Genomic DNA, 17,839 nt, shown 5'->3' with positions numbered 1-17,839 from the left:
CACTCTCGCTTTGCTCCAAGGCCCAATTCGGGCCTTATTTGCAACCCATGACCACTCTCGCTTCGCTCCAAGGCCCGATTCGGGCCTTATTTGCAAACCATGACCACTTTCGCTTCGCTCCAAGGACCGATTCGGGCCTTATTTGCAACCCATGACCACTTTCGCTTCGCTCCAAGGCCCAAATCGGGCCTTATTTGCTACCCATGACCACTCTCGCTTCGCTCCAAGGACCGATTTGGGCCTTATTTGCAACCCATAACCACTTTTTCGGCACTCTAAGGGCTGCCGAGCAAGACTCGGCAGCCCCTTTTCCATTCCCCTATAGCTTGCCCCCAAAAAAGCCGACCGTTCCCTGAAAAGCTCAGCTCTTGCGTATCCTTGTCGAGAATCTGTTCCGCGAGCATCAAGCCATCTCTTCCCTGCTCATCCGTCAGCGGAGCGGCAAATGGTCAATGCCCTTTCACCCCGTTGCAATAGGCTGCGTTCAAAGAGAATCACGGGCTTCGCCAAGCCCGCGAACCCGCTCGCTGCAGCTCCCGGATCTCTCTCCAGGACAGAAGCTTGATTTTCTCCGTCTCCAACAACAGCCGGATGTCGCGGTCGATCAAGAGGCGGTACTCCATTTCCCTTTCGCGGAAGCAGGCTGTCGCGGCCTTCAGCTCCTCCTTCACCTGCGAAGGATGCAGCGTCAGCTGCGTGATTCCCGGCCTAAGGCCTCTTAGAATTTCAATCAGCTGCCGCTTGGCTTCTTCATAGCTGCCCGATGAACAATAGGGCAGGGACGCCATATCGTCGATGAGGACAATCCCTCTTCGCCGGGCCGAATCGATCCGCCTTTGAAATCTTTCCTTTTGCTCCGAGCTGAAAGAAGGCTGCTCCACGATTCCCAAAGGAAGGTTGAAAGGAAGCCCGTATCGGCAGCAAAGCTCAAATACAGGCTCCAGAAAATCCCTGCCCGTATGGAGGCCAAGCACGCTTCCGGCATGGCTGTCCAGATGGGTCGGATCGATGCCTCCCTGTATGGCGCCCTGGATCTGGGCTTCCAACTCGAGCCTGACCTCCTCGGGATCGCCCTGCCGTTCCAGAAGCGAGATGTCGGCATGGAAAAATCCATCCTCATCGACCAAGCTGCGCAGCGCCCTCCCTCGATATAAAGGAGCCTGAGGCGACGTCTCTCCGCTGGACAGCGTAAGATGGATGCCCGTATGGCTCCGGGCCTTAGGGCTGGCGGAGCCAACGGCTTCCTTGGCGGCAGCGCCTGTCATCATGAGGGATGCCGAAGTAATCGAGCTGCGGGCAAACAGATCCATGACGGCATCGTTGGTCCCTCGGGTCAGTCCAAAATCGTCGGCATTCACGATGAGCAGCCGGTCCTCTCTCGTCCAGTCCATCCTAGGCTTCATCCCGCTCCCGTCTTCAATCAGCGGGCGGAAAGGGCTTTCTCCGCCGCATCCACCGTATGCTTGAGCAGCATCGCGATCGTGACCGGACCTACGCCCGCGGGAACCGGCGTAATCGCGCTCGCTTTAAGGGCGCAGGCCTCGTAGTCGACGTCGCCGACATTTCCTTCGTTGTAGCCGGCATCGAGAATGACGGCGCCTTCCTTGATCCATTCTCCCTGAATGAACTTCGGCTTGCCGACGGCCGCCACGACGATATCGCCAAGTCCGACAATCTCGTTCAGCCGCTGCGTCTTGGAGTGGCAGACGGTCACGGTCGCGTTGCGGTTCAGGAGCATGAGCGACACGGGCTTGCCAAGGATCGGGCTGCGTCCCACGACGACGGCATGCTTGCCCTCGATCGGAAGGCCGTAATAGTCGAGAATGGCGACGATGGCGGCAGGCGTGCAGGATGGATAGGCTGCGTAGCCGAAGGCGTTTTGCGCAAAGCCGAGCGCCGTGACCCCGTCCACATCCTTGTCGATCGCGATGGCCTCGAAAGCCTCCCTCTCGTCAATCTGCTCCGGCACGGGATGCTGCAGCAGGATGCCGTGAACGGCAGGGTCCTCGTTCAATCCGCGGATCACGTCCACAAGCTCCCCTGTCGTCGTTTCCGAATCGAGATGGATCCTCTTGGACTCCATGCCGAGCTTCCGGCAGGCATTGCCCTTCATCCGGACATAGGTCTCGGAAGCCGGGTCGTCTCCCACCAGAATCGTAACCAGGCACGGCACGACTCCTTTGCCGGCTAGAGTCTCGACTCTTTTGGCCAACTGCTCCTTGATTTCCCCGGCCACTCGGGCCCCATCCAATATCAGCGTTTGCTCCGTCATTTCTGCAGCTCTCCTTTTTTTGTCCGCTTAAAAACGCAAAGAGGTAAGGGGTATCCCCCTTACCTCTGCCCAGGCGTACGGCTGCTGTATCCGTGCGCTCCCTCATGGTTGGACCCATGCTCCGCCAGTCACGCACAGTCGGAATTTACTTTTGATGATACTGAAATCAGGCAAGATTGTAAATGCATTTTCTGCGGCTGGCCTGATTGGCGTCCTCCCATTTAAGTTTCATTACAGGTAGCGGATCTAAGATAACGGCAACAACCTCTTGAAGGAGTGATCGGCCATGTTCCACCGGCGCAAAAAAACCAAAATCATTGCTATCATCGCGATGTCCCTCCTCATCCTCTCCACCATCCTGTACCGTCTGGCAGACCGCTATCTGATCGAGCATGCCGAAGTCGTCGTCGCCCCGAACAGCACCGCCGTCGGGCAGACGACGGCCGCTTCTTCCACGGCGCAAGTCCAGTCGGATGACTGGAACTACTCCGATGCGAACCGGACGATAAGCATCAAGAAAGTCCAGACCGGCTCCGGTTCCGATGCCGTCACTTACTTCGTGGCGGACGTGAAATTTGCCGACACCCCGAACGTGTTGACCGCCCTGGCCAAAAACACCTTCGGCACGAACATTACCGAAAACACGTCGGCGATCGCCGCGGCGAACAACGCCGTGCTGGCGATCAACGGCGACTATTACGGCTTCCGCAGCGATGGAGTGATCATCCGCAACGGCACCTTGTACCGGGACGAGCCGGCGCGCGACGGCCTGGCCCTGCTCGGCAACGGCACCCTGCAGACCTATGACGAGGAGCAGACCTCCTCGGCCGACCTGCTTGCCGAGGGAGCGACGAACACGTTCTCCTTCGGGCCGGTTCTCGTGAAGGACGGCGAGGTCGCAGGCGACTTCAGCAGCGTGCGCATCGACAGCAACTTCGGCAACCGTTCCATTCAAGACTCCAATCCGCGGACCGGAATCGGGATGATCGCTCCCAACCATCTGGTGTTTGTCGTGGTCGACGGAAGGAGCAGCGGCTACAGCCGCGGCATGACTCTCACCGAGTTCGCGGACTTGTTCAAGAAGCTCGGCGCCACCGAAGCCTACAATCTCGACGGAGGCGGATCGTCCACGATGTACTTCATGGGCCGGGTCGTGAACAATCCTCTCGGCAAGGGCAACGAGCGAGGCGTGAGCGACATTATCTATGTTCCCCAGTCCTGACAAGGAGGCAACCGATATGACCATCCTTATTCCCTCATACGAGCCTGACGAGCGCCTTCTCGCCCTTGTCGGCAGCCTGAAGGCAGTCAGTTCCGACCCGATCCTGGTCGTGGACGACGGCAGCGGCGAGCAATACCGGACGATCTTCGATTCCTTGGAGAAAACGGGCTGCACCGTGCTGACGCATCGGTCGAACGAAGGCAAAGGCAGCGCGCTCAAGACCGGCTTCGACTATGTGCGGCGGCAGGGCGGCGGCGAGGGCGTCGTCTGCGCCGACAGCGACGGGCAGCATCTGCCTGGAGATATTGTACGGATTACGGAAGCCGTCCGCGAGCATCGCCGCCATATCGTGCTCGGCAGCCGGCAATTCACCGGCAAGGTTCCCATGCGGAGCCGCTTCGGAAATTCGGCGACGCGAATGGTTTATGCCCTCGCGACAGGAAGGCCTGTCCAGGATACGCAGACCGGCCTGCGCGGGTATTCCTCCGACATGCTGGACTGGCTGTGCGAAGTGCCGGGCGAGCGCTTCGAATACGAGATGAACATGCTGCTTGATGCTCCCCAAGCCGGTTATGGCCTGGTCGAGGTGCCGATCGACACGGTCTATCTGGAAGACAACAAGTCCTCCCACTTTCGTCCGCTCGCCGATTCCGCCCGGATCTATTTTCCATTCCTGAAGTTCTGCGCGTCCTCCGGGTTCGCCGCGATCCTGGACTTCTCGCTGCTGCTCCTGCTTCAATGGCTGACGTCCAGCTTGCTCCTGTCGGTCATCGGAGCGCGGATATGCAGCTCCATCTTCAATTACACGATGAATCGCCGCATGGTTTTCCCCCATGGCAAAGAGGCCGCGATCACAAAATCGCTGCCCCGGTACTTCTCGCTCGTCATCGTGATCGTCTTGCTGAACTACGGCTTGATGCTCTTCTTCCATGCCAGCATCGGCATCCCGCTCGTCGCGGCCAAGCTGATGACGGAAGCCTCCCTGTTCCTCTTCAGCTATTGGTCGCAGCGGAGATTCGTGTATGACTGAACAATAAAATCGCCTCAAATATGACAGAATAGTGAACTATGTAAAAATATTTGATAAATTATACCATAAAAATACAATAAAGTCAAGTGTTGTTTTTCGCCACGTCCCGATGATACAACGGAATAGAGGTGATGATCATGGAATCAAAAAGCTTGACCGCACTTGTCAGCGCGTTCTCGCGCGCCTACCACGCCGAGCACAATCCGGTCAAAATCTTCGACGACCGGATCGCCAGGCAGCTGCTGACCGATGAAGAATACGACGGAATCTCCAGCAACATGTCGCAGGCGATCGCGTTCTTCCAGCCCGGGTTCTCAGGGACGCAGGAGCAAGCCCTCCGCAAGGTTGTCGACCATCAGCTTTCACCCACTCCGCTCGGCCGGGCGGCATTTGCCGAGCGGGCACTGGCTGCGGCCGCCGCGCTTGGAGCCAGGCAGTACCTCATCTTCGCCGCAGGCTACGATACGTTCGCCTATCGCCAGCCGGAATGGGCCTCCAAGCTCGAGATCTTCGAGCTCGACCATCCCGTTACGGCCGCCGACAAGCATGCACGCGTGTCCGCCCTGCATATGGACCGGCCTCCCAATCTTCATCACATCGCCGTCGACCTCCGCGAGCCGGATTGGCAGAGACATGTGCTGGCCTGCGCCGGGTTCAATCCCGATCGGCTCAGCTTCTGCAGCCTGCTGGGCATCAGCTATTACCTCGCCAAAGACGATTTCCGGCAGCTGTTGTCCGGCATCGTTTCCCTGCTTCCGGCCGGCAGCGGCATCGTCTTCGATTATCCTGATGAGCAGACATTCACTCCTCAGGCAGGCGAGCGGGTGCAGAAGCAGCTCATGATGACCGCGCGTGCGGGCGAGCCGATGCAGGCAGGCTACTCCTGCTCCGAGCTGGAGCGGATGCTCGAAGAGATGGGTTTGCGGATTGATCAGCATCTGAATCCGGAGGAAATTACCGAGCAGCTGTTTCACGCCTATAATGAGAGCCAGCCCGAGCACCCGATTACGGCCTTCGATCATGTGAACTATTGCTTGGCGGTCAAGAGGTAGCCTGAAGAGGGCCTGAAGAGGGCCTGAAGAGGGCCTGAAGAGGGCCGAAGAGGGCCTGAAGAGAGCCTGCATCTTTCCTGCATCTTTCCTGCATCTTTCCTGCATCCTTCCTGCATCCTTCCTGCATCTTTCCTGTCTCTCCCTGTGCCAGCAACAACCGGCATTCATGCCCTCTTTTGAAGCCGACAGCCCGCTCTCATTTGCAGGCTATCGGCTTCTTCCTCCATTTCGTCCTCCACTCGTCTTGCGGCCTACCGATTATTCCCGTTACCGCCGATAACGAGAAGAAGGCATCAGATGAATAGAGTGAAGAGGGTGGGAACGAATGAACCGCAATCAAACCGCTTGGAAACCTCGCGAATGGATGCCGAGGACGACGGCCGCCTTCTGCGCATGCGCCCTGGCCGCAGGCATGCTGGCCGTATGGCCGCAGACAGCCGAAGCCGCAGACAGCATAGGGAAGACAACCGCCGCGAGAACGAAGGAAGAGATCGTCGAGAAATGGATGCAGAGCTACCTGCCCATGAAGCGGTCCTTTGCCTATATGAGCGGGAACGACATTTACGAGCAATTGCCGAGTCTGACAGCTCCTTTCCAGGAAGGCAAATTAAAAGCCGAGTATATCGAAGACGGAGTGCGGGCGACGAATTTCGTCCGTTATTTGGCCGGAGTCCCCGATGACGTGCAGCCGGACTGGACCCTGCATCGGCAGCAGCAGAGCGCATCGCTGATCAACGCCCTGAACGATCAGCTCAGCCACTCTCCGGCCAAGCCGGCCGGGATGGAGGAGGGACCGTACAAGCTGGGTTATGCAGGAGCAAGCAGCAGCAACCTCTATATGGGCAGCCCGACGCTGTACAGCAGCGTCCTCGGCTACATGTCGGACAGCGATCCAAGCAATATCGACCGGGTCGGCCACCGCAGATGGATCCTGAATCCGGCGATGACCCGGACGATGTTCGGCTATGTCCGGGCAGTCGAGACGGGCGGTTACGGGTCGCCGTACTCCTCCATGTACGTTTTTGACAAAGGAAGGACCGCTGGCAGCGTCGATTATGATTTCATCGGCTGGCCGGCAGCAGGTTATTTCCCGTCCGAAGCCTTCTCGCCCTCGGACGCCTGGTCGGTATCGCTGAACACGGACCGGTACGACAAAAACGACACGGACTCCATCACCGTAACGGTGACCCGGCAAGAAGACGGCCGGAAATGGACGCTGGACAAGTCGGATACGGACAAGTCCGGCGAATACTTCCGTGTCGACAAAGGCGGTTACGGCGGCATTCCGGTCTGCATTATCTTCCGTCCGGACGGAATATCGGACTTCAAAGAGGACGACCGCTTCCACGTGCGCATAGACGGCCTCCGCTCCAAAGCCAGTCCGGAAACGTCGATCGAATATGATACCGTCTTCTTCCGGATGACGGAAATGAAACGGTTCGGCAGCGATGCGGTCGCGCTTGCACCGGGCGAGAGCGTCCCGCTGCGCCTCTATTCAACGGGGGAAGGCGCTGTGGCAGGCGGAATGGCGGGACAGCTGGAATCGAGCGAGCCGTCCGTCGCGTCGGTGGATTCCTCCGGCGTCTTGCGCGGCTTGAAGGCGGGCGCTGCTTATATCCGCTACAGCAACTATTTGGGACAGGAGAACTCGCTCTACGTCACCGTGCGGCCGGCAGCGCCGGGCGACACCCCGAGCGGCTGGGCGAAGGAAGCCTATGCGAAGGCGAAGGGCGCCGGTCTCATCCCCTATTCCCTGGACACGCAGTACCAGACGCCGATCCGCCGCATAGATTTCGTGCGCATGCTCGTCGGGGTTTATGAAAACACCACGGGAAGCAGCCTTCCGGCAGACCGGAAGCCGTTTCAGGATACGAGCGACTCCAACGTCTCCAAGGCGGTGTCTGCCGGACTGATCAGCGGCGTCTCCCCGACCGAGTTCGCTCCCTTGGCGAAGATTACCCGCCAGGAGGCCGCGGCCCTGCTGACCCGGCTGGAGAGCAAGCTGGCAAGCGTTGCCGGAAAGCCGCCGGGATCCGCCGCTCCAACCGGCGCGTTCGCAGATGACGAGGCGATCGCCTCGTGGGCGAAGGCGGACGTATACCGCTCCGTCGGTCTCGGCCTGATGCAGGGCGTCGGCCAGAACCGCTTCAACCCGATGGGCAATCTGACGGTGGAGCAGTCGATTCAGATTTTCCAGAGAACGTTCGAGCGATTCGCGGGAGAGTAGGCCCGCTGCCCGGGCTTCAGGCTCCAGATTCAGCATGAAAGCGCTAAGGGACACCTCGCAGGGTGTCCTTTTCGGTCTTTCCGGTCGTAAGCACGATTGAAGCCTCGCTTCTATCCGGCTTCGGCCATCTCCCGGAGGGAACCTCGGCTCTCTACATCCCGAGGGCGCTCGGACTTAACGATGCTGTACGCGGCAGGATACGCTGTCCTCGTGGCTCTTTTCGCCGCCATCCTGACCGATAGCAGCAAGACGATCGGATTTCAGCATCATTTTATTTCGTCTTGAATCGATTCTGTATTGGCCGGCTTGGGCACTTGCTTCTCGCTCTTTTCGACCATGTACGATTATTCCATCTTCAAGCAAATAGGCGATATAGGCGCTCCCCGCATCGACAGCGGCGATCTGCCGGCCATGCTGCTCGTGCCCTCGGAATTCACTCGGCAAACAGCCGCCCCCGGCTCTCTTCGTATAAAACTCTTTAGTCTAAATTACCCCTTGATCCTACTGGGAATATATTCAACCATATTTTACGAGGGAAAGATTTAATCCGCTCCAAACCTAAACATTAAATCCCTACTACGATTGAGGAGTGATGGTGGTTGAAGACGAACGAACATACAAATGAACCTGTGAGAGGTCGCTATTTGTAACCCTTACACCTCTCATTAGGCCATGGGAGGCAACCGGAAATGATGTCGCTAAAAAACATGGTACGGGGAACGGAAAACGATTCCTCGGCCAAACAACTGATTTCATGCTGGGAGCATGATGCCAACACGCTGACGTTTTGGAGAGCAAGCAGCAATTTTGTCTACTTGTCTGAAAGAAACGGCGTTCGGCAATTTCTACGGTATATCCATGAAGAGGACAACAGTCTCGAGAATATTCGGGCAGAGCTTGATTTCATCCTGTATCTGATATCGTCCGGCTATCCGGCTGCCGCTCCTGTCCTATCCCGATACGGCAACTGGATCGAAACGATCCGGACGGCAGATGGATCGTACTTCGGCGTTGTATTTGAACAAGCCAAGGGAAACCATATTCCGCTAGATCTCATGACGGATCGGCATGCCGAAGAGTGGGGAAGGTCGCTTGCTTCGCTGCATCTTTTATCCGAGTCTTATTCGGCCGTGTCGAAATCCCGACAAAGCTGGATGGACGCCCTAAACTTCATCGCCTCCGTATTGCAGCGGCATCCCTCGGAGGAAATGGCCCGGCACGAGCTAGAACGCATCCGTGAACAGCTCTCCAAGCTTCCGACTGAAGAGAGACATATGGGCTTGATTCATTATGACTTCGAAACGGACAATATTTTTTATGACGAAGAGGAATCCCGCTTTTCCGTCATCGATTTTGACGATGCCATGATCCACTGGTACGGGATGGATGCAGCATCGGCCCTGAGCGATCTGGCGGAGCAAGAGGATGCCGGCGCCCAGCGGAAAATCGAGCATTTTCTAATCGGGTATCGGTCCATTAAACCGTTGGATGAACGCTGTGTGCAGACGTTCCCTCTTTTTCAAAGGTTTGCAGACCTGTATGCGTTCGCACGTCTCCTCCGCAGCGTGGAGAATATGGATATCCATCGCTCGCCCGAGTGGGCTCTTCAGCTTCGGATCAAGCTCTTGAAGGCGTGCGATCGGCTGCGGTACCGCTTGAGGCCGACAGTAGAACTGCGACCCATCGATCCAAATAACTGGTACGCTTGCACCCAGCTTGAAGTCACGGACGAGCAGAAGGACGTATTTCCTGTACCTGCGGTCTATTGGCTCGCTGAGTCCGCCTATTGCGGGTTCACTCCTCTCGCGATGTACACGGATGAACAACTCGCGGGATTCGCGGTGTACGCTATCGATCCCTCTGACGGAAGCTGCTGGATCATGGCTTTTATGCTGGATCGCAAGTTCCAAGGAAGAGGGCTTGGACGCTCCGGAATGAAAGAGCTCATGCGATATATCGAGGAGAAGCAATTGGGCGGCACGATCAAGCTCGGTCATCGGCCCGACAACATGCGGGCATCCGGCCTTTATGCTTCTCTCGGCTTTGCAGAGGTGAGCCGGGATGAGCGCGAAGTGGTGCGGGAATGGAGATTCCAGCCATGATCATTCCGTGCAGGGGAAGCAGCAAACTCTCTCTGGAAAACAGTAACCATTTTCAAATTCCCGACGTCTGATGGATGAGGTGATCCTAGGATGAATCGGAACGTCAACTACGCCGCAGCTTCGCTCCTGACGCTAGTGCTCGCCGCAGGCTGCGGTGCCGATCAAGAAGCGCCGCGCAGCCGCCAGCCCGCTTCGGAATCCACGGTGCAGCTTGCGGCCTCGCCGCCTGCAGGAGCAGCATCTCCCCGACCAACTGCACCAGGCCCTTCTCCAGATGCGCCTGCCGCCTCCGAGTCGCTGTTCCCGGATGGAATCATGCCTGATTATGACGGTTCGGGCCGAAGCTTCATGGTGGACGGGCAGGAAACGCAGACCAAGCTGCTCAGCGATTCCCTCACTCCGATTGCCGTGTTCGTTCCGGTTGCGCTTGAGGAGTTCGAGGAAGGAAAGGGAAAGGCGTGGGGAACCTCGGATCATCGGAACCATCTGCTCTTTCGCTCTGGTTCCATGGCCTTAAAGACCTCCGAACAGGATCCGTTATGGATTAAGTACAAGGAATATAAGGGAACGGTCCGCGACCGGGAAACGTCCGTCGATTATTTTGCCTTCACGGCGCATGGCAAGCCTTATACCGCAGAGATTCGGACGGCGATAGAATATCGGGAGCGGATGCTCCCGATATTCACGAAGATGCTTGAGAACGCTCAATTTCTGGAAAAGAAAAAGCTGCCCAAGCCCGGTGTATACGTCACACGCCCCCAGCTGAGCGGCAAGGGAACCGAGCAGATGACAGATGCCGTCATGGATTTCCTGAACGGCTGGGCAACGGGAGACCGTAAGCTTTTCAGCTCCTCCCTATATTCTCCGCAGACGGCGGAAGCCTTCGATTTTCTTTTGTACGCCGATATTCAATACCGCTTCGACTTCCTATCCTACGAAGGGCAGCCCGCGGATACAAAGAGGATCGATTACGCCTTCACTTATCAGGCCATTCACTCCAACGGTTACCTGACGATGGGCAGCGGCCTCATCTCGCTGCTCAAGAATAAACAAGGCGAGTGGAAAGTGGCGACGATTGATTAACGAGGAACCGCAGACATCAAGAACCCGCGCCGGACGCGGGTTCTTGATGCTGGAGCCGGATTCCGGAGAGACCTTCTCCGCATTTTGGAATGATCCCGATTCATGCATTCGGAAGTTCTCCATTCACCGCAAGCGTTTAGTTGCTTTTTCGATAAAATGCCTCAACCAGCCTTCACTGCAGGGACCAAGTCCGGCCTGTATTACGGATCAACGGCTGAATATGGTGGCATGGAACAGGGCTGCAAGCCTCATTTACGGGAATTACGAGAAGATGTCGGCGCGCGAACGAAATACGGTATGGCGGACGTTTACTTCGCCTTATGTAAGGCAATTGCTTCAAGACAACTGGGAAGCTCATGCCCGGCACCGTCTCGCTCATTTTCGCGCCAGCTGCGGAAAGTTCGCCGGCGATCCTTGGTGGATGGAGCTCGCCGGCACCTCTTCCGCTGCCGCGGAAATCTCCTGGATATTTCTGTTCATAAATTCACTTGATGACAGGAAAAAAAAGTGATTAAATAAAATAGACTGACCAGTCTTTTTTGTGAGGGCAACAACAATCGTTTCTAATGGGAGGCTTTTGCATGGAACTGAAATCCCTCGATCCAAACATTCGGACAGCTGTCGACCAGTATAAAGCATTGGAAGAGAAGATCGCTCATCTAGGCATGATTTCGAGTCTGGTCGGATGGGATCAGAAGGTGACCGCTCCCAAGAAAGGGAGAGACTTGTTCGCCAAAGCAATCGGGACGTTCAGAACGGAACAGTTCAAATTATCCGTATCGGAAGAGATGGGCTCTCTGCTCCGCATCCTCTCTGCTCCTGAGGTAAAGGCTGAACTGGACGAAATCACGCAGGCGCAGATTCGGGATCGCACCGAGGAATATGAGCGCTTCAAGAAAATCCCCGAAGAAATGTACCGCGATTATGTCGTCCTCACCTCCAAAGCCAACGATGCCTGGGAAGAAGCCAGAGAGACGAGCGACTTCTCCCTCTTCCAGCCTTATTTGGAGAAGATCGTTGACTATAACCGCAAGATGGCTGAAATTTTCGGCTATGATCAGCATCCTTATGACGCGCTCCTGCATGAATTCGAGCCGGGTTTAAGCGTGGCGGTACTGGATCCGTTGTTCGCCAAGCTGAGAGAGAGCAGCGTGGGCTTGCTGGAGAGGATCAACAGCTCCGGCAATAAGCCTTCGACAGCCGTCTTCGAGCAAGCATTCGAGGTTGATCAGCAGAAAAAATTCAATCACTACTTCCTTCCGATCCTCGGCTTCGATATGAACGCGGGACGGCTGGACGAGACGGTTCATCCGTTCGCCCTGTCCATAAACACCGGGGATGTCCGAATTACGACCCGATATCTCAAGAATAATGTGCGTTCTGCGGTATTCGGGACGATTCACGAGGCAGGACATGGCATTTATGAGCAGAACATCGATCCACGCTTCAAAGAAACCGCTCTGTCCAGCGGAGCATCCTTCGGCATCCACGAGTCGCAGTCCCGCTTCCTGGAAAATATGATCGGCCGCAGCGAGTCGTTCTGGACGTATTTCTATCCCAAGCTCCAGGAGCACTTCCCGAAGCAGCTGGAAGACGTCAGCCAGCATGACTTCTACCGGGCGATCAACAGCGTGCAGCCTACGATGATCCGAGTGGAAGCGGATGAGCTGACGTACAACCTTCATATCATGATCCGGTATGAGATCGAGAAGGCGCTGATCAACGGAGACATCGAGGTGGCGGAGCTGCCGGCGATCTGGAACGAGAAGATGCAGGAATACCTCGGCATTACGCCTGCCAACGATACGGAAGGCGTCCTGCAGGATGTCCACTGGTCCTTTGGCGGCTTCGGCTACTTCCCTTCCTACTCCCTCGGGAACTTGTACGCAGCCCAGCTGCTGAATACGATTCTGCGCGAGAAGCCCGACTTCTATGCCGACATCGAAGCCGGCCGCTTCGAAGGCATCCAGGAATGGCTGAAGGATAAGATTCATCGTCACGGCAAGCTCTATACGCCGGAGCAGCTTATCCGCCAGGTCACAGGCGAAGATCTGAAGGCCGACTATCTGGTGGACTACCTGGAAGAGAAGTACAGCCGCATCTACGGTCTCTAGCTCAGGCGCAGCCGCACGGCAAGCAGCGGCATATTGCTTCGACAAGGAAAGATGAAAGATGGAGGATCTTGAGGGATTCCTCCATCTTTCTTTGTTATGTCTGCATTGAAAAACAGAGCTGCGGCGATTATTCCCGCAAGGCTCTGCATGCCTTGTTCGGTTGCAAGCTGAACCCTACTGCTTTTGCATCCCAGGTCTATTTCAAGTGCCTACTCCAAATAAACCAGCCTACAATACATAGTCCTAGGAGCTGTGAAAGTACAAATAAAGGAGCTGCCCCATCATGAATGTTACGTTATGGATTGTACAAGGATTATTGGCAGCAGGATTTATTTTCTCCGGTTGGATGAAGGCATCCCCGTATGAAAAAGCATAATCGTCCTGGCCTTGGGTCAAGGACGTTTCGAGAGGATCCGTTTTCTTTATCGGTATCGCCGAACTGCTTGGAGTGCTTGGATTGATTCTGCCTCAAGCGACGAATATCGCATCCTTCCTAACGCCCCTAGCCGCCAGCGGGCTTGGCGCTATTGTTCTATTCGGGGCCATATTCCAAGCGCAAGCGCAAAGAATTCAAAGAAATTGGCGTAAACCTGGTTTTCCTCGCGCTGCTTTTATTTGTAGCCCTAGGCCGCGGAGTCTGGGGATATTAGGGGAATGAATGGATGAGCTCTGAGTGGCAGCTGAGGAAATATCTCAGGAGGAACGAAAGGCTGAGAGGAAAGGCCCCTGCAGCCGCTGGCATCCTATCCTCAGATAGGAAGGACAGGGCACGAGGTGCCGTCCCTCAGCGAAGTAATGAACTGAATGAACATACGGACGGAGTGGGAGACGTACTTGTCCCTGGGCCAGATGACATCCAAATCCCAAGGAATGACCGGATCGTCCAGCCCGATGATGCGGATGCGCGGATCGGAGATCTTGCTGCAGATCGGATCGGGCAAGATTGTGATGCCGGCTCCCGCCCCGACCATTTCCGCCATCAGGTCCCACTGGGAGCTGGAGTGGACGATGCGCGGCTCATAGCCGGCAGCCTGGCACGCGCGCAGGACATGCTGGCGGACGGCGAAGCCATAGGCGAACAAGATGAACGCCTCCTGCTCCAAGTCGCCCATCGACACAGACGAGCGGTCCGCGAGCGGATGCGATTCGTGCACGGCGAGCGCGAGCCGCTGCCGGATGAACGGGATGGCGTGGAACGCCTCCTCGTCCACCGGACCGACGACGACGCCGATGTCCAGGTCGCCCCCCATCAGCATCGCTTCGATTTTCTTCGCCCCCTCTTCAGCCATCTGGAACGAGACGTCCGGATACAGCTGCTGGAACGGCGACACGACGCGCGGAAAAAAGACCGAGCCGATCACGGGAGGCAAGCCGATCGAGATGCTGCCGACCTTGAGCCGGGCGACATCGTCGATCGCGGTGCGCACATCCTGGACGGCGCGCAGCACCGACGGCACCCGCTTGATGGCGGCGGTGCCCGCGTCGGTAAGCCGAAGCTGCTTGCTCGAGCGGTCGAACAGCGGAACGCCCAGCTCATCCTCCATCGCTTTGACGATCTTGCTCAAGGTAGGCTGGGTCAAATGAAGCGCTTCCGCGGCTTTCGTTATATTCTGCTGCTTGGCGATCTCAAGCAAGTAGTGAAGATGTCTGATTTCCATCGGAATAGCCCCGATCCATAGGAAATTGGAATGATAAGGATTCGATCTCTGAATTTTACCTTCCCTCCCGCGAGTTGTAAACTGATGTTGCCATTCATGAAAGCGTTTTATCAAACCGGAGGCGGAGGGGACACGAGTATGTTTCTTGAGGTTACAGCAATCGTTCTTGCGCTTGGCTTGCTCATGTATTTCGCTTATCGGGGCTTCCCGGTCATCGTGTTCGCGCCAATCTTCACCTTGCTCGCCGTCCTGATCTCGGGCAAGGCGCTCATGCCCAGCTACACCGAGGTGTATATGGTCAACGCGGCGAACTACATCAAGACGTATTTCCCCATTTTCCTGCTTGGCGCGATATTCGGCAAGGTGATGGAGCTCAGCGGAGCCGCCTCGTCGATCGCCCAAGTAATCGTGAGGTCGCTCGGAGCCAAGCGGGCCATCCTGGCGGTTGTCCTCGCCTGCGCCGTACTGACGTACGGCGGCGTCTCGCTGTTTGTCGTCGCGTTCGCGGTCTATCCGTTCGCAGCCGCCATCTTCCGGGAAGGCAATATCCCCAAGCGGCTCATACCCGGAACGATCGCTCTTGGCGCCTTCACTTTCACGATGGACGCTCTTCCCGGCACCCCTCAGATCCAGAACATTATTCCCACTGCTTATTTCGGCACCGATTCCTACGCCGCTCCGATCACGGGAATTGTCGGCGGAGCCATTATCTTCGTTGCCGGCCTCTACTGGCTGGAGCGGCGGCGCCGGCAAGCGGAGCTCGCGGGCGAAGGCTACGGCGAGAACCACAAGAACGAGCCGGAGAGTGCCGGAGAAGCGAGCTATCCCAACATCTGGCTGTCCGTCCTGCCGCTCGCGCTCGTGCTCGTGTTCAACTTCCTGCTCAGCCGAGGCGCTCTGACCGTCAACACCTGGTACGGAGAAGAGCTCCTCAAATCGTTCAACATCGCGAACGTCAAGACCGTTTCGTCGATCTGGGCGCTGATCATCGCCCTGTCGATCGGCATCATCGCGGCGCTCTGCATCAACGTCCGCCAGGTCCAGGGCAAGCTTGCCGCCGGCCTGACCGCCGGAGCGATGGGCGCGCTGCTCGCCATCTTCAATACCGCCTCCGAGGTCGGCTTCGGCAATGTCGTGAAGACGCTTCCAGGATTCAAGGCGATCCAAGATTGGATCCACAGCATGAACGGCGCGCCGCTGCTGTCCGAGACCGTCTCCGTCAACCTGCTCGCAGGCATAACCGGCTCCGCATCCGGGGGGCTGTCCATCGCGCTCGAGGTCATGAGCAAAACGTACCTCTCCGCCGCCCAAGCCGCGGGCATCAGCCCGGAGCTCCTCCACCGGATCGCATCCATGGCGTCCGGCGGCATGGATACGCTCCCGCACAATGGCGCCGTCATCACGCTGCTGGCGATCACGGGCCTGACCCATCGCCAATCGTACAAGGACATTTTCGCCATTACGATCATCAAGACGCTGACGGTATTCGCTATCGCGGCCGTGCTGTCTATTTTCCTGTAATCCAAATAGGAGGGCAACCACGATGAAGTCATCGACATTGGAAGGAAGGGTCGCGCTCGTCACGGGCGCGGCCAGCGGGATCGGGTTGGAGATCGCCCGGACTCTGACCCGCGAAGGAGCTACCGTCGTCTTGACCGATGTCCGGGGAGACGCGGCGGCAGCGGCGGCCGCATCGCTTCGGCATGAAGAGGGGGGCGAGCCTGTCGGCATGGCCTGCGACGTGACGGATGAGAGCCAGTATGCGGCGGCCATCGGACGCGCGGAGTCTGATTACGGCCGGCTGGACATTCTCGTCAACAACGCCGGCCTGCAGCATGTCGCCCCCATCGAGGAGTTCCCTGTCGAGAAATTCGAGTTCATGCTCAAGGTCATGCTGACAGGAGCCTTCATCGGCATCAAGCACGCCTTCCCGATCATGAAGCGCCAGCAGTACGGCCGGATCATCAACATGGCCTCCATCAACGGCGTCATCGGTTTCGCGGGCAAGGCCGCCTACAACAGCGCCAAGCACGGCCTGATCGGCTTGACCAAGGTCTCGGCGCTGGAAGGCGCCGCCCACAACATCACCGTCAACGCCCTATGCCCAGGCTATGTGGATACGCCGCTCGTGCGGGGACAGATGGAGGACTTGGCTCGGACTCGGGGGGTGCCGCTGGAGAGCGTGCTGGAGGAGATCCTCTATCCGCTTATCCCGCAAAAGCGTCTGCTGTCCGTCGGTGAGATCGCGGAGTTCGCGGCGCTCATCGCCGGGGATAAAATGCGCGGCGTCACCGGCGCCTCGCTGCTGATCGACGGAGGCTACACCGCCCAGTAACAATCCCTTGACAGAGAGATGCTTGCAAGAAGGAGAGAAACCAGATGAGCAAGGTAGTGAATTCAATGGCGGAGGCCGTTCGCGACATCCGCGACGGCTCGACGCTGATCGTCGGCGGCTTCGGATTATGCGGCATTCCGGAAAATCTGATCGGGGCCCTCGTCTTGCAGGGAACGCGCGACCTCACCGTCGTCAGCAACAACTGCGGCGTGGATGACTGGGGCCTCGGGCTGCTGCTCGCCGCCAAGCAGATCAAGAAAATGATTTCTTCCTATGTCGGAGAAAACAAGACGTTCGAGCGCCAATACCTGAGCGGCGAGCTGGAGGTCGAGCTCGTCCCCCAAGGCACGCTGGCGGAGCGCATCCGCGCCGGAGGGGCGGGCATTCCCGGCTTCTACACCCGCACCGGCGTGGGCACCGTCGTCGCAGAGGGCAAGGAGCTCAAGGATTTCGACGGCAAGACTTATCTGCTTGAAAAAGCCATTCAGGGCGATTTCGCCCTCGTCAAAGCCTGGAAGGCGGATACGCTGGGCAACCTCGTGTTCCGCAAAACGTCCCGCAACTTCAATCCGATCGCGGCGACCGCGGGCCGGGTCGCCATTGCAGAAGCAGAAGAGATCGTCCCCGCCGGCTCGCTGGATCCGGACGAGATCCATACGCCCGGCATCTACGTGCAGCGGGTCGTCCAGGGGGCCGGCTATCAGAAACGGATCGAGCGGCTGACCGTTCGAAGCATCTAAGGAG

General features: G+C 57.5%; 16 protein-coding genes and 1 riboswitch. Of the genes, 12 read left to right on the top strand and 4 right to left on the bottom strand.

Features of this window, described 5'->3' with window-relative positions; translation table 11 throughout:
* Nucleotides 1-494: 494 nt before the first annotated feature.
* On the bottom strand, nucleotides 495-1,391 hold the full coding sequence (locus tag ACLBWT_RS21365; RefSeq protein WP_447665138.1) for a ChbG/HpnK family deacetylase: 897 nt from the start codon (nucleotides 1,389-1,391) through the stop codon (nucleotides 495-497).
* Between the two features lie 29 nt (nucleotides 1,392-1,420).
* Complete coding sequence (locus tag ACLBWT_RS21360) at nucleotides 1,421-2,272, bottom strand: bifunctional 5,10-methylenetetrahydrofolate dehydrogenase/5,10-methenyltetrahydrofolate cyclohydrolase (RefSeq protein ID WP_447665137.1); 852 nt, start codon at nucleotides 2,270-2,272, stop codon at nucleotides 1,421-1,423.
* A gap of 60 nt (nucleotides 2,273-2,332) precedes the next feature.
* A riboswitch (ZMP/ZTP riboswitch) is annotated at nucleotides 2,333-2,414 on the bottom strand.
* Between the two features lie 144 nt (nucleotides 2,415-2,558).
* Between ACLBWT_RS21360 and ACLBWT_RS21355 the strand changes: the two genes are divergently transcribed.
* From ACLBWT_RS21355 to ACLBWT_RS21340, 4 genes are all read left to right on the top strand, one after another.
* Nucleotides 2,559-3,494, top strand: a complete 936-nt coding sequence (locus tag ACLBWT_RS21355; RefSeq protein WP_447665136.1) for a phosphodiester glycosidase family protein — start codon at nucleotides 2,559-2,561, stop codon at nucleotides 3,492-3,494.
* Between the two features lie 16 nt (nucleotides 3,495-3,510).
* Nucleotides 3,511-4,524: a GtrA family protein gene (locus ACLBWT_RS21350; protein ID WP_447665135.1), complete on the top strand. Its 1,014-nt coding sequence runs from the start codon at nucleotides 3,511-3,513 to the stop codon at nucleotides 4,522-4,524.
* 137 nt (nucleotides 4,525-4,661) lie between these two features.
* On the top strand, nucleotides 4,662-5,576 hold the full coding sequence (locus tag ACLBWT_RS21345) for a class I SAM-dependent methyltransferase (RefSeq protein WP_447665134.1): 915 nt from the start codon (nucleotides 4,662-4,664) through the stop codon (nucleotides 5,574-5,576).
* 325 nt (nucleotides 5,577-5,901) lie between these two features.
* Entirely contained in the window at nucleotides 5,902-7,803 is a 1,902-nt protein-coding gene (locus ACLBWT_RS21340; protein ID WP_447665133.1) for an S-layer homology domain-containing protein, read from the top strand.
* Nucleotides 7,804-7,977: 174 nt separating this feature from the next.
* Here the strand turns inward: ACLBWT_RS21340 and ACLBWT_RS21335 are convergent, their stop codons facing one another.
* Nucleotides 7,978-8,247, bottom strand: coding sequence for a hypothetical protein (locus ACLBWT_RS21335; protein ID WP_447665132.1), 270 nt, complete (start codon nucleotides 8,245-8,247; stop codon nucleotides 7,978-7,980).
* Nucleotides 8,248-8,492: 245 nt separating this feature from the next.
* Between ACLBWT_RS21335 and ACLBWT_RS21330 the strand changes: the two genes are divergently transcribed.
* From ACLBWT_RS21330 to ACLBWT_RS21310, 5 genes are all read left to right on the top strand, one after another.
* A complete protein-coding gene (locus tag ACLBWT_RS21330; protein WP_447665131.1) occupies nucleotides 8,493-9,905 on the top strand; it encodes a GNAT family N-acetyltransferase in 1,413 nt (470 codons plus the stop codon).
* Nucleotides 9,906-9,995: 90 nt separating this feature from the next.
* A complete protein-coding gene (locus ACLBWT_RS21325; RefSeq protein WP_447665130.1) occupies nucleotides 9,996-10,988 on the top strand; it encodes a hypothetical protein in 993 nt (330 codons plus the stop codon).
* The gene (locus tag ACLBWT_RS21320) at nucleotides 10,981-11,499 is read left to right on the top strand and encodes an MmyB family transcriptional regulator (protein ID WP_447665129.1); all 519 of its coding nucleotides are present in this window, start codon (nucleotides 10,981-10,983) and stop codon (nucleotides 11,497-11,499) included. The genes ACLBWT_RS21325 and ACLBWT_RS21320 overlap by 8 nt, the downstream gene beginning before the upstream one ends.
* Before the next feature lie 70 nt (nucleotides 11,500-11,569).
* Complete coding sequence (locus tag ACLBWT_RS21315; protein WP_447665128.1) at nucleotides 11,570-13,102, top strand: carboxypeptidase M32; 1,533 nt, start codon at nucleotides 11,570-11,572, stop codon at nucleotides 13,100-13,102.
* A gap of 424 nt (nucleotides 13,103-13,526) precedes the next feature.
* Entirely contained in the window at nucleotides 13,527-13,760 is a 234-nt protein-coding gene (locus ACLBWT_RS21310) for a DoxX family protein (protein ID WP_447665141.1), read from the top strand.
* 91 nt (nucleotides 13,761-13,851) lie between these two features.
* Here ACLBWT_RS21310 and ACLBWT_RS21305 read toward each other — a convergent pair whose 3' ends face one another.
* Complete coding sequence (locus ACLBWT_RS21305) at nucleotides 13,852-14,760, bottom strand: LysR family transcriptional regulator (protein WP_447665127.1); 909 nt, start codon at nucleotides 14,758-14,760, stop codon at nucleotides 13,852-13,854.
* A 138-nt stretch (nucleotides 14,761-14,898) separates the two neighbouring features.
* Between ACLBWT_RS21305 and ACLBWT_RS21300 the strand changes: the two genes are divergently transcribed.
* From ACLBWT_RS21300 to ACLBWT_RS21290, 3 genes are read left to right on the top strand one after another with little or no spacing between them, the layout of a single operon-like run.
* Nucleotides 14,899-16,281 (top strand): GntP family permease, encoded by a 1,383-nt coding sequence (locus tag ACLBWT_RS21300; RefSeq protein ID WP_447665126.1) that lies wholly within the window; start codon nucleotides 14,899-14,901, stop codon nucleotides 16,279-16,281.
* Between the two features lie 22 nt (nucleotides 16,282-16,303).
* Nucleotides 16,304-17,095: a 3-hydroxybutyrate dehydrogenase gene (locus tag ACLBWT_RS21295; RefSeq protein WP_447665125.1), complete on the top strand. Its 792-nt coding sequence runs from the start codon at nucleotides 16,304-16,306 to the stop codon at nucleotides 17,093-17,095.
* Between the two features lie 44 nt (nucleotides 17,096-17,139).
* Entirely contained in the window at nucleotides 17,140-17,835 is a 696-nt protein-coding gene (locus ACLBWT_RS21290; protein ID WP_447665124.1) for a CoA transferase subunit A, read from the top strand.
* Nucleotides 17,836-17,839 lie beyond the last annotated feature (4 nt).

It is taken from the genome of Paenibacillus sp. D51F, from assembly GCF_053345695.1.
This window is presented reverse-complemented; position numbering and strand designations above follow the sequence as displayed.